The sequence below is a fragment of the Anaerolineae bacterium genome (genome assembly GCA_014360855.1).
Classification (GTDB): Bacteria; Chloroflexota; Anaerolineae; order JACIWP01; family JACIWP01; genus JACIWP01.
Map to the genome: position 1 here is coordinate 1 of JACIWP010000070.1, position 12,188 is coordinate 12,188.

General features: G+C 62.8%; 14 protein-coding genes. 8 read left to right on the forward strand and 6 right to left on the reverse strand.

All coding sequences use genetic code 11. The features are described from left to right. Together H5T60_05445 and H5T60_05450 are read right to left on the reverse strand one after the other, a co-directional pair. On the reverse strand, positions 1-1,159 hold a 1,159-nt coding region (locus H5T60_05445; GenBank protein ID MBC7241872.1), incomplete at its 3' end, for a hypothetical protein. Further along, positions 1,156-4,086 carry a DEAD/DEAH box helicase gene (locus H5T60_05450; protein MBC7241873.1) on the reverse strand — a complete coding sequence of 977 codons (2,931 nt, stop codon included), beginning with the start codon at positions 4,084-4,086 and terminating at the stop codon, positions 1,156-1,158. The genes H5T60_05445 and H5T60_05450, both read right to left, overlap by 4 nt. Before the next feature lie 218 nt (positions 4,087-4,304). On the opposite strand from H5T60_05450, the gene H5T60_05455 reads away from it, so the two are divergent. From H5T60_05455 to H5T60_05475, 5 genes are all read left to right on the forward strand, one after another. Continuing rightward, complete coding sequence (locus tag H5T60_05455; protein ID MBC7241874.1) at positions 4,305-4,790, forward strand: zinc-ribbon domain-containing protein; 486 nt, start codon at positions 4,305-4,307, stop codon at positions 4,788-4,790. A gap of 244 nt (positions 4,791-5,034) precedes the next feature. Next, positions 5,035-6,435: a dihydropyrimidinase gene (hydA, locus tag H5T60_05460; GenBank protein MBC7241875.1), complete on the forward strand. Its 1,401-nt coding sequence runs from the start codon at positions 5,035-5,037 to the stop codon at positions 6,433-6,435. Continuing rightward, entirely contained in the window at positions 6,432-6,599 is a 168-nt protein-coding gene (locus tag H5T60_05465; GenBank protein ID MBC7241876.1) for a hypothetical protein, read from the forward strand. Before hydA ends, H5T60_05465 begins: the two co-directional genes overlap by 4 nt. 50 nt (positions 6,600-6,649) lie before the next feature. Continuing rightward, positions 6,650-7,693, forward strand: a complete 1,044-nt coding sequence (pdxA, locus tag H5T60_05470; protein ID MBC7241877.1) for a 4-hydroxythreonine-4-phosphate dehydrogenase PdxA — start codon at positions 6,650-6,652, stop codon at positions 7,691-7,693. A 31-nt stretch (positions 7,694-7,724) separates the two neighbouring features. Next, positions 7,725-8,417, forward strand: coding sequence for a RibD family protein (locus H5T60_05475; GenBank protein ID MBC7241878.1), 693 nt, complete (start codon positions 7,725-7,727; stop codon positions 8,415-8,417). Positions 8,418-8,422: 5 nt separating this feature from the next. On the opposite strand, the gene H5T60_05480 is transcribed toward H5T60_05475, so the two are convergent. Then, on the reverse strand, positions 8,423-9,142 hold the full coding sequence (locus H5T60_05480) for a L,D-transpeptidase (protein ID MBC7241879.1): 720 nt from the start codon (positions 9,140-9,142) through the stop codon (positions 8,423-8,425). Between the two features lie 63 nt (positions 9,143-9,205). Further along, positions 9,206-10,144 carry a prolipoprotein diacylglyceryl transferase gene (gene lgt / locus H5T60_05485; protein ID MBC7241880.1) on the reverse strand — a complete coding sequence of 313 codons (939 nt, stop codon included), beginning with the start codon at positions 10,142-10,144 and terminating at the stop codon, positions 9,206-9,208. Between the two features lie 184 nt (positions 10,145-10,328). Here lgt and H5T60_05490 point away from each other — a divergent pair, with 184 nt between their 5' ends. Next, entirely contained in the window at positions 10,329-10,553 is a 225-nt protein-coding gene (locus H5T60_05490; protein MBC7241881.1) for a zinc ribbon domain-containing protein, read from the forward strand. 33 nt (positions 10,554-10,586) lie between these two features. Then, positions 10,587-10,961: a cupin domain-containing protein gene (locus H5T60_05495; protein ID MBC7241882.1), complete on the forward strand. Its 375-nt coding sequence runs from the start codon at positions 10,587-10,589 to the stop codon at positions 10,959-10,961. Between the two features lie 90 nt (positions 10,962-11,051). Here the strand turns inward: H5T60_05495 and H5T60_05500 are convergent, their stop codons facing one another. Then, positions 11,052-11,348, reverse strand: coding sequence for a zinc ribbon domain-containing protein (locus tag H5T60_05500; protein MBC7241883.1), 297 nt, complete (start codon positions 11,346-11,348; stop codon positions 11,052-11,054). Positions 11,349-11,546: 198 nt separating this feature from the next. On the opposite strand from H5T60_05500, the gene H5T60_05505 reads away from it, so the two are divergent. Continuing rightward, positions 11,547-11,780, forward strand: coding sequence for a thioredoxin family protein (locus H5T60_05505; protein MBC7241884.1), 234 nt, complete (start codon positions 11,547-11,549; stop codon positions 11,778-11,780). 115 nt (positions 11,781-11,895) lie between these two features. Here the strand turns inward: H5T60_05505 and H5T60_05510 are convergent. Then, positions 11,896-12,188: hypothetical protein (locus H5T60_05510; GenBank protein ID MBC7241885.1), on the reverse strand; the 293-nt coding region annotated here is incomplete at its 5' end.

Below are 12,188 nucleotides of genomic sequence, written 5' to 3' on the forward strand. Positions count from 1 at the left end.
CCCGGAGCAGATCACGGTTGGTTAACCGCAGGTCTTCCAACAGGCCTGTCCCTTGGGGGTCGAAAAGGTCGCCGTTGAGCGGCGGAACGCCCAAATGCCGGCCTACGTCCTCCTCTTGGAACAGGCGGAAGGTGACCTGCAGACCCAGCCAGAGGTCCGGATATCCATTGTACGCCTCCCGCACATGGACCAGCTCGCGCAGGCGGGACAGGCTGTAATACTGCCGGTACAAGGGGCTGGAGCTGATCAGGTTGCGCTCCTCTGCCACCATGAGGAACAGGAGGCGGTAGATGAGGCGCAGTAGCTGCCCGTAAAACGCGACGGGGTCCACCTCTCCCGCCTGCACCCGCTTGCGGAAACCAACGTTGCTCGGATGCGCCAGGAAGCCACTGCCCAAGAGCTGTAAGGCTTCCGCCACGCCGTCCCGCAGGCGATCGCGCACCCGGCCGCCCTGCTCCAGGGTCTGCCGGTAGTACTGCTCCAGCCAGCACTGATCGGCCTCTTCGGGCGTGCGGGGGAGGCGGGAGCGGTGGAGGAGGCGGAAGAGGAGGGCGAAGTCGGCGAAGTGCTCGCCCTCCATCATCTGCTCCAGGTCAAATTCGAGGTACGCCGGCCGGCGCAGGCGCAGGGAATCCCGCAGTACCCGCAGGGTGCGCCCGTTCGAGACGATGCCCCAGAGGTGCTCACTGCGGTTGAGGAATTCCTGCATCAAGGAATGGGGGGCCATACGGGTTGGGCCGCTTTCGGGCCGGCGGTCCAGCATTTGGCGGTACCCCACCAGATGAACGGGGAAACCCTCTTGGCCGTCCGGGGCCAGGGCGCGATGGGAAATGGCGTAGGACTTGCCGTCCACCTCGGCCGCGCCGGGGGTATAGGTAAGCGTGTAGCCCAGCAGGGAGAGGAAAGGTAACAGCCACTGGTCGCGGGTGACGGAAGTAGCGGGTTCGCCTTCCGGCAGTTTTTCCAGGCGCATGCGAAAGGCCTGCCAGTGGCCGCGAGCCGCCCCCCAGACGGCGGCGATCTCGTCGGAAAGATGCCGGCGGCTGTCCAGGCCAAAGTCAGCCGGCCGCTGTCCCGGCGCGGCGCCGGCGGCGATTTCCTCGATCAGGTCGGCGGCCAGAAGTCCGCCCTCAACCGTCAGCGTCGGGAAGCGTTTCATCGAGCCACCCCCTTCGGTACTGGCAGAAGGACCAGGATACCCAACAGGTCCGGTGGCCAGTGAGGTTCAACCTGGACAGAGGAGCTCAGGCCGGCGGCGGCCCGCACCCGGCAGTGCGCATCCTGGAGGCGGCGTGCCCGCTGTTCCACCAACGAGCGCACACCTTCTTGAAGCGCCGGCCAGGCATCCAACACCTCTTGGATCGACGCTCTTCGCTCGTTTGGGTCGATGATCTCCGCCGGCTGAAGGTTCTCCAACAGGGACAACGTGGTGTCTCCCAAATGGTTGTGTCCCTCCCCTGGATCATCCAGCCATTCCACACTGCCTGGCGGCAGTCCCCTCACGCCGGTAACCAACACCTCTTCGGCCAAGAGCGAAGGCTTGGGAGGGTCGTGGATCAGGAAGCGGAGCCGCAGAAGGAAGAGCACCGTCCGACGGGTCACCTGCGTGGTTCGCACCACGCCGCAGCGTGGGACCGGGGCCTGTGCGCCAAGGGTGAGTGCGGCTTCCAGCAAATAGCGCGCCAGGGCCTCGACGAAGGGATGATGCCGGCCCAATATTGCGGCGGACGTATTCCTGCGGTAGGGAACCATTTCGAAGCAGACGCGCCATTCCCCGGATTGCTGGGCCTCCGCCGGCAGGTGAATGCGCACCATTTCGGGAAGCTCGCCCAGATTGCTCAGGCGCCACACCCCGTTATTCATCTGATGGACTACGGCACCCAAGCGCTGGCAGGCGTTAAGCACGAAGCGTTCCACGGCCCGCGAATCACCCAGGATGGCATCGGTCTCTTCCAGTTCCCGGGCCACATCCTCAGGGCGGATGGCGTGCTGAGCGAAGCGGGTGCGGTTTTCCTGCTCCCGCTCGGCTTCCTCCTGCCAAAGGCGGTGCAGTGTCGCTACGTCCACCTGTTGGGCGTCATTTACGTTCAGGTCCATCAGCGGCAGGGCCAATTGCCGGCTTTGGGGCGCGCGGAAGAACAGGGCATTCAGCACCGCCTCCATGACTGTCTCGCTGTCCATCGGCACAGGAACGGTAACCCCAAGGGAAGCATAGATCTCCTTCGCCTTCCGCAGAAGGACATCCAGCACCGCGCCGTCCACTGGATTATCCCGGCCATAGAGAAGAACAGCCTTGACCTCGGGAGCCGACTGGCCGAAACGGTCCACCCGCCCCTCTCTCTGCTCCAGACGATTGGGGTTCCAAGGCAGGTCATAGTGGACTACGGCCGTAAAGTGTTCTTGGAGGTTGATGCCTTCACTCAAGCAGTCTGTTGCCACAAGTACACGCACCGGAAAGCGGGTCAGCTCCGCAACCCGTTCGCGGCGCTCGTCCTCGGAGAGGGCGCCGGTCACTGAGATCACCCGCACCTTCTGCCCCAGTTCCGCTGGGAGAAGCGCCGGCAGGCGGTGTTGAAGCGCCTGGGCGAGGTAATCGCTGGTAGCGATATAGCGGCACCAGACGATCGGAGTGTGTCCCTCTCGGAGGAGGTCAGCGACAATCTCGGCACAGCGCACCATTTTGCGGTCATCGTCAGTACCAATAAGCTCCGAGGCCCATTGGGCAAACCGGCGCAGCCGGCGGCGGTCGGTTTCTCCCATTTCCCGTTCCCCCTCTCCCACAATATGGGCCGGGGCTATGTCCACTGTCTCTGTCTCTGAGGACTCGTAAATATAGGGAGCGTAGGTCTCGTCCGAGTCTCCTTCCTCAACATCTATCGCTTCCTCGCCGGCGGCCCGTTTTTCCAGGGCCGAGCGGGCAGCGGCTGGGCTGGACATCACACAGCGCAACAGGGCGAGCGCCGACCAATAGCGGATACGGCGTTTCCAACCTGTGAGCGTCTCGCCACTGCGCACCAGCTCCCGGCTGAATGCAAATACCTGTTGGAACAGCTTGGCATACTGGGGGGATAGGTCGTACGTTTCTTCCGCCGATAATCGTTTCGGGAATGGGGTCTCCGTGCCCAACCAGCAGGAGATGTCCGCGCGCCGGCGCTGGATCAGGTGGGCGGTGAGGACCTGCCGATGTTGATCCTCCAGGTTGCGAAAGTCCAGGGAGCCAAACTCGGGGCGCAGAAGGGCCAGCAGGGAACGGAACGACTCCTCCACACCGCTGTGCGGGGTGGCGGTGAGGAGTAGAAGATGACGATGCGGATCACGGGCAAGATCACGGAGCAGTTGGTGGCGCTGGTGCTGGCTGGGGCGATTGCCGGCGGGTTGGGCGGAACCGTGCGCCTCATCTACGATGACAAACTCCGGACAGTGGGTCAGAAAGTTATCCCGATGCCGGCCGGACTTGGCATAGTCTACGCTGACGACAATATGGGGGTAATATTCAAAGATACTGCGATCGGAAGGGGTTTCCCTTTCGAGCTGTCCCACGGTGCCGGAGCGAATGACTACTGCGTCCAGGTGAAACTTCTCTGCCAATTCCTGTTGCCACTGGTCGCAGAGATATGGAGGGCAGAGGACAGCGATGCGGCGGATTTCGCCTCGGGCAAGAAGTTCGCGGGCAATCAGCAGTGCCTCAATGGTTTTACCAACGCCAACGTCATCGGCGATAAGCATCCGGACAGGGTGGAGGCGGAGGGCCATGAGGAGCGGCACGAACTGGTACGGGCGAGGGCGAACGGAGATCCGACCCAGGGAACGGAAGGGGCCGGCGCCATCCCGTAAGGTGAGGCGCGCGGCATTCCAAAGCAATTCGGCAGACACAGTATCCCCGACATCTTGTTCTTTGGGGAGCGGGAACTTTGCCGGCGCAATCCGCTCGACCCCGCTTTCCAGCAGGGGGAGATGCACACCGCAAACTTCATGTTCATTTCCGGTCAGCGGCCGGAGCAACATGAGCTCTGCCGCAGAGGAGGGTAAGACCACCCATTCACGTTCCCGGAATCGCACAATTGAACCAGGCGGAAAGTTCATCATTCCCCCACCTCGCGTTGGATAAGTAGCGCACCAAAGTATAGCCGGCCTATGCGCAATGGTCAACATGCAATTTTCAGCAGGTGTGCCCGATCCCTTAGCTATTATGGCATGAGACCGGCTTGCCCCAAATATTGACTTTTTCCCCAAACCGGTGCATAAATTGATGTAGTGTCCATAATCAGCGTCGACCCTCTGAAGGTCAAGGAGGCTGCATACCCATGAACAAGTCCACCTGGGAGTGCCCCGCTTGCGGTGAAGAGATCGAGGCCGGCGTAGACCACTGCCCCTACTGCGAACAATCCCTCTGCCCCGAATGCGGTGCCGCGCTAGACGAATCCGACGCGGTCTGCCCCAACTGCGGTGCGGAATTCGATTTCCTCTGCCCGGAATGCAACGGGGTGGTAAGCCCCGAGGATACCGAATGTCCCCACTGCGGCCTGAAATTCGCCTTCGTCTGCCCGACCTGCGGCGCCGAGGTGCTCATGGGTGAGGAAGAGTGCCCCGAATGCGGCCAGCTCGTCTGCCCGCGCTGTGGCGCCGCCATGGAAGAGGACGAGCTGAAGTGCAGTGCCTGCGGCTACGAGTTCGTCTACACCTGCCCGCAGTGCGGCGCCGAAGTCGCCGCGGATGCCGAAGAATGCCCCAAGTGCGGCCTCATCTTCGAGGAATGGCTCGAGGAACTGGAGGAGGAAGAGGAGGACTAGCGGTCTTGCCTCCCGCCGCCCTGAATATATCTCGGTCCATCCGTTCCCGCGGGTAATATTCCTGCGGGAACGTTTTTCACCGGGAAATCCCCACCGGGTACGACAAGGTCTCCATCCGTAGCGTAGGGCTTTGGGCAAACCGCTTCCGGGCGCGGAGTTTCAACACCCTCAACAACGTGCCTTTCGACAGCTTGCGCGCTCAATGGTATAATGGGGCCGGCATCCCACTTGCGCGGAGGTCCGCATGAAGATGTTTGACCTGGTCGTCCGAGGCGGAACCATCGTCACACCCGCCGGCATCACGCGCGCCGACATCGGCATCGAGGACCAACGCATCGCGGCTATCGGCGCCGATCTCCCCGGCCGCGAGGAACTGGATGCTCGAGGCATGTATGTCTTCCCCGGCCTGATTGACGTCCATGTGCACCTGCAGATGCCCGCCGGCGATATCGTCACCACTGACGACTTTTTCACCGGCACCATGGCGGCGGCCTGCGGCGGCACCACCACTATCATTGACTTCATCGAACAACTGCCCGGCGAATCACCGCGCGCTGCCGCCGGCGCCCGCCGCGCCGAAGCCGATGGGAAGGTGGCAGTGGATTACTCCCTACACCTCACCGGCAACAGCAGTGCGCCGGCGTTCCTGGAGGAAATCGCCGCCCTCGCCAAGGAAGGCTACACCAGCCTGAAGCTCTACACTACCTACGCCGACATAATGGTCGAGGACAAGGATATCCTGCGCCTGCTGGAGACCTGCAAGTCCCACGGCCTTCTGCCCATCGTCCATGCGGAGAACGATGCCATCATCGCCTATGAGCAGGCGCGTTTGCTGGCCGCCGGCCTGACCGCGCCGCGCTATCATCCTCACAGCCGGCCCTGCACCGCCGAGGCGGAGGCGGTCCAGCGCGTGCTCGCCCTGGCCGCAACCATCGATGTGCCCGTTTACTTCGTGCATATCTCCTGCGCCGAGAGCCTGGAGGCGGTCGAGCGCGCCCGCGCCGCCGGCCAGACCGTATACGTCGAGGTTACTCCCCAGCATCTGCTCCTGGATGAGCAGGCGTATGACCAGCCGGACTTTGAAGGGGCAAAATACTGCTGTGCGCCGCCCCTGCGCGCCCGCCGGCATCTGGACGCTCTCTGGCGGGGCCTGCAGTGGGGCAGGGTGCAGACCGTCGCCACCGACCACTGCCCCTGGGACTTCGCCACCCACCGCCAGCGCGGCCGGGATAACTTCACCCTGATCCCCAACGGACTGCCGGGAATCGAGACTCGCGCCTTGCTCTTATATCATTTCGGGGTCAATGCCGGCCGCATCTCCCTGCCCCGCTTCGTCGAGCTGTGCGCCACCATGCCGGCGCGCCTCTTTGGCCTGGCGCCGCGCAAGGGGAACATCGCTGTCGGAGCAGATGCGGACCTCGTGCTGTGGGATCCGGAGAGGGAAATCACCCTGTCCGCCAGCTCGCTCCACCAGCGTGTGGACTACTGCCCCTATGAAGGCTGGCAGGTGCGCGGCGCCCCAGATACCGTTCTCCTTCGCGGCCGGGTCATCCTGCGCCATGGACAGTTTGTCGGTGCGCCGGGCATGGGAAGGTTTGTGCCGCGCGCCCCATTCTCTCCTCTTCCGGGGAGGCCTGACCGATGAACGCGCCGCTGGATTGGGTCTCGGTATTGATCGGATGCACTGGCGTCGGGCTTTTGGCGCTCGCCGCCGGCATGATCGCCTTGGTGTTCTGGCAGTCGCGGAGAATGGAAGCAAAGCACCGTCAGAGAGAAAGCCAGCCCAATGATGAACAGCGGCAGACATGAGCGCCAGGCTATATAGAATTGAACGATCTTGGAGCATGGAGGGAAGGAAGATGCGGGAGCTCTGGGAGACGGAACGTCCGATCGTGGCGATCACGATGGGGGATGCCGCCGGCATCGGGCCGGAAATCGCCGTGCGGGTGCTGTGCGACGTGGGGACATACCGGCTCTGCCGGCCCTTCATCGTCGGCGATGCTTCGGTCATCCAGGCTGTGCTGGACGGCATGCGCCTGAACTTCACCGTCCACCCCATCGCCACCGTGGGGCAGGCGCGTTTCGAACCGCGCTATCTGGATGTGTTGGACCTGCACAATATTGACATGGGGCGTCTGAAAAAGGGGATGGTAGACCCTATGGCCGGCGCGGCCGCCTATCAATACGTCATCACGGCCGCGGACCTGGCCATGCAGGGAGAAGTGGACGCCGTTGTCACCTGCCCCATCTGCAAAGAGGCCCTCAATCTGGCCGGTTATGAATACCCCGGCCACACGGAGATCTTCGCTGAGCGCACCGGCGCCCGCGAATATGCCATGATGATGAGCGCCGGCGCCCTGCGGGTGGTGATCCTCAGCACTCACCTGCCCCTGCGCGCCGCGCTGGACCTCATCAGCCAGGAACGCATCCTGACCGCGGTGCGGCTGGCAGATGAGCTGGGCCGGCTGTTGGGCATGGGCGTGCCGCGCATCGCTGTCCCTGGGCTTAACCCCCATGCCAGCGAAGGGGGCATTTTCGGAAGCGAGGAGCTGGAGATCATCATTCCGGCCATCCGTCAGGCCCAGGCAATGGGCTTCCAGGTCAGCGGCCCCTTCCCCGCGGACATGGTCTTTTACCGCGCTGTGCAGGGAGAGTTTGATTTCGTCATCGCGCTGTACCACGATCAGGGGTTGATCCCCATCAAGCTCTTGGGGTTCGGCGCCGGCGTCAATGTCACGCTGGGCCTGCCGATTGTGCGCACCTCTGTGGACCACGGCACCGCCTTCGACATCGCCTGGCAGTTCCGCGCCAGCGCCTGCAGTCTCACCGAGGCCATCCGCTGGGCCGTGCAGTTAAGCAAGGCCCGCCAGCGGGCGCGAGCCGGCCAAATGCCGGCGCAATAATTCATCGCAACAGGAGGTTCGACAAGCCATCATGCCGCGACCTTGGATTATCGTGCACTGTCTGATGAGCGTGGACGCCCGCCTGACCACTGCCCGCCGGCTGGAGACCCATTGGGAGGAAATCGCTCCGACCGCTGTGCATGAATACTACCGCCTGGCCAGACACCTGGGGGTGCAGGGCATCCTGACCAGTGCCTCCCTCATCTCCCTGGCGGAGCACACCCTCGCCGAGCGGGATATCGTGGCCTCTGACCCACGGCAGTTGGCGCCGGCCATCGTCGTGCCGGACAACCGCGGCCGCATCAACTGGACGCTCATCAAGCGCAAGCCCTGGTTCCGTTCCGCCGTGGCCCTTTGTTCCAAGAAAACCCCGAAGGACTACCTGGAGTATCTGGACGAGGAAGGCATCCATTACATTGTGGCCGGCGAGGAGCATGTGGACCTCGAGGCAGCGCTGGATGCCCTTTGGGAGCGCTACCGCATCGGCATGCTGGCATGTCTGGGCGGAGCGCAGTTGACCGGCGCGCTCCTGCGGCGCGGCCTCATCGACGAAATCAGCGTAGTCATCGCGCCTCTGGCTATCGGCGGCATGACCACCCCCACCCTCTTTGAGGCCAGCGACCTCACGGGCCTTCATCAAATCCTGCGGCTTCGGCTGTCGCACTTCATGGGGTTGGAAGGCGGCGCGGTCTGGCTGAGGTATGAGGTAATCCCCAAGGAGTAGCCGGCCTAGTGCCGGGGCGCTTCCGCCAGTGAGCGCTTCCCCGTCCACGGCGTGATGATGATTGGCACGCCTTTGGGATTCCAGAAGGTCAGCCAGCGCGCTTCATCGGGGTGAATGCGGATACATCCATGGGAAACGGGATAGCGGCCCAGCGCATCCAGCTCCAGATAAATGCGCTGGCCGTTCTCGTCGAAGATATAGGGCGCGCCGTGGATCATGATGCGCCCGTGATCATCGAACAGGTACCAGGCATAATCCGCATAGGTGCCGTACGAGTAAAAAGTGCCCACATACTCTCCCACCACACCGCGCCAGGCCTTGGTGCCGTGATTCTGGGGATCACCGGTACTGCACGGAATGGCCCGGATCTCCACCCCATCCTCAAAAATGTACATGTACTGCTGGTCCTGGTCCACCAAAATGGCGCGGCCGGTCTTAGGGACCTCGGCGGCCGCCGGCGAGGAATAGGTCGGGGTTGGCGCCGGCGTGGGCTGTGCCCATATCACCGTCGCGGTGGGGGTGGGTGGGACGGCGTCGTCCTGCGCGGACATATCCGCCGCCGGCGTGGGCGTGAAGGTCGGCTTGGGTGTGCGGGTCGGCAGGGGCGCCAACGTATAGGGCTGGGGGGCACACCCGGCCAGCACCACCACTGCGCTCAATATCAATAACAGGAATATGACTGCGGCCGTCCACCTTCTCTGGCCGGCCGGCTGTATCCAGGTCATGGGCGATTTCTCCCAGAACATTGATGTAGTACGGGAAAGCGTGCCCGGCATACGCAAGCAGGCTTAGCCGTTCTGCTCCCCCTGCCCTTCTGCCGGCGGCTCCGGCGCGGCAGAAGCGGCTTGTTCTTCCTGCTCGACGATGGCGAGGGGCTCCTCGGCAGGAACGGCCGGCGCCGGGTACGGTTCCGCCCTCTGCTGGCGCCAATACAGCACTGCCGCGCCGCCTATGACGAACAGCACCGACAGAAGCCGTGAATAGCTGAAGTCGGTGCCCGGGATGCGAGGCTGGTCCGGGCGGAAAAACTCGATGATGAAGCGGCCGATGCCGTGCAGGACGAGATATGCCCCGAACACCGAGCCTACTTTCCAGCGTTCGCCCAGCCGGCGAAGCAGGTACATCAACAATCCAAAGGCCAGCAGGTCATAGATCGTCTCGTACAAAAAGGTCGGGTGGAAGCGGGTGCTCAGCGGGAAGCGGGTCAAGTCATCGTACGGCGGGATGCGGTGCTGAGCGTCAATGGGAATGCCCCACGGCAGTGTGGTGGGCGGGCCGTACAACTCTTGATTGACATAGTTCCCCCAACGGGCGAGTCCCTGCCCCAGCAGGACGCCTGGCGCGACAAAATCCAGATACATCCAGAAATTCAGCCTCTTGGCGCGGCAGAACAGGATGATGGTCACCAGGCCGGCCAGCAGGGCGCCGAAGATGTTCAGCCCGCCGGCCCGCACGTTGAGAATCTGGATCGGGTTCTGAAGGTAATAGGGATTGCCGCCGAGGGTAGCTGTGATGACGTACCACAGGCGCGCCCCGATGATGCCCACGAAAACCACCAGGACGAACATGTCCCAGATGGGCTCCGGGTTCTGACCGCGCCGGCGCGCTTCATAGGTGGCGTAAAGGGCCGCCGCCAGCACGCCGATGACGATAGAGATGCCGTACCAGGTAAATTCCAGAGTCCAGCCCAGGAAAGGCAGTGGAATGCGCAGGGCTACGGGGTCCATGAAATAACCTTCCTCCCTATGCCGGCCAGATTTTCGGCTCCAACCGGCCTTGGGAGCATTGTAGCCAGAAGCAGGGTTGGCGTCAAATACGCTGTTGGGTGCCGACGCAGGTACTTTTCACGCTTTGACCGCCGGCGTGCAATGCGCTACAATATATGCACATCCTGCTGGTCGGAGTGTGGCCATGCCCATATATGAATATCGCTGTCCGGACTGCGGGGCGGTGTTCTCGAAGATGCGCCCCATGAGTCAGGCGGATGCGCCGGTGGAGTGCGAGCAGTGCGGGAAGCAGAACGCCCGGCGCATGCTGTCGCGCATTGCGGCAGTGCGCCGCGGGGACGGCGCCGGCGCGGGCGGCGGAGGATGCGCCGGCTGCAGCTCCGCAAACTGCAGTACCTGCGGACGTTAAGCATCCATCTCTATCTCTAAGGAGGGGCTTTCCATGACAGGACCCAGGGCCAAAGTGGTTCATTACACACGGGTGCCGGCGCAGGAATTCGGCGACGAAGCCCCCGGCGTCACCATCCGCTGGCTGATTGACGAGGAACACGACGGCGCGCCGTATTACGCCATGCGGCTGATCGAGGTGGCGCCCGGTGGACACACTCCCCGCCATGCCCATCCCTTCGAGCATGAGAATTTCATCCTGGAGGGGAAGGGCCGGCTCCTTATTGGCGAGACCTGGCACGAGGTGGGGCCAGGAGATGTGGCATTCGTCCCGCCGGGGGTGGAGCACACGTACGAGAACGCCGGCGATGGGCCGTTCAAGTTCCTCTGCTCCATTCCTGTGACGAGCATCCTATCCGGCAAACGGTAAAGCGCTATCGAAGCAGGCCGGCCAAAAGAACAGGGCACCCTGATCGGGTGCCCTGTTTGTGGTTTCCGCAGAGGATAGCTGGCGAAGGGCTCAATCCTCGCCGCAGGAGCAGGCGATTTTCTCGCTCTTTTTGGTGCTCTCGCCGGCGCTCTCCTTTTTGTGCCCGTTGCCGTTGTCCTTGATCTCACCGGGCACCGCAGTGGGCGACTTCGCCCGATGATCCGTGCAGTACCAACCCGAACCCTTGAACACAATTCCCACAGGCTGGAAGACGCGGCGCACCGTCCCATCGCACTCCGGGCAGTGCGTCAAAGGAGGCTCAGAGAAACTCTGTTGACGCTCGAACTGCAGCCCGCACTGGTCGCATTGATATACGTAGGTTGGCATAGCCATCACCTCCCTGTCATGACAGGATGTCGTGATGCATCACGTACGTTCCTGCATTGGACTATTATAGCACTTTGGGCAGGAATCTGGCAAATTTCTGAGTTCGCCATCATCTTGTTAGCATTCTTGACAATTCGCCGCTCTGCGGTATAACGACTGTCGGAACGCCGGCACAATCACCCACATTCAGGAGGAAGTATGTTGCACATTCGCGTCCTGCATTCGCCCGGCTGTGCCTCCACTCCGAAGGCCATGGAGAACCTGCGCCAGGTGCTGGAGGAGCTGGGGGTTCAGGCAGAGATTCAGGAGATCGTGATGGAAGCGGATATGGACCCCGCGGAATGGCGCTATTTCGGCTCTCCCACCATCCGCATCAACGGGGCTGACGTGGACCCGTACGCCGAGAAGCGCACCGATTATTCGGGAGGTTGAAGGACCTATCTCACCGGCGAAGGGTTCGCCGGCTGGCCTGATAAAGAGATGCTGCGCGCCGCCAGCTTGCGGGCGCTGGAACGCGGTTGATCACAGGTTCGCCGGCCGCGCCGCATTATGCGGCGTTGGCCGGCTCCACATCCCTACCTTCCAGGCGCAGGGAAATACTGCGCGACGTCCCATCCTCTCCCATAGTGATGCCGTAAATCGTGTCCGCCGCCTCCACCGTGCCGCGGTTGTGCGTGATGACGATGAACTGCGTCTGCCCCGATAGGCTTTTCAGCGCCTCACGGAAGCGCCCCACATTCGCCTCATCCAGCATGGCATCCACTTCATCCAGGAAGCAGAAAGGCGTGGGGCTGACCTTCAGGATGGCGAAGATGAGCGCCGCGGCGGTGAGCGCCCTCT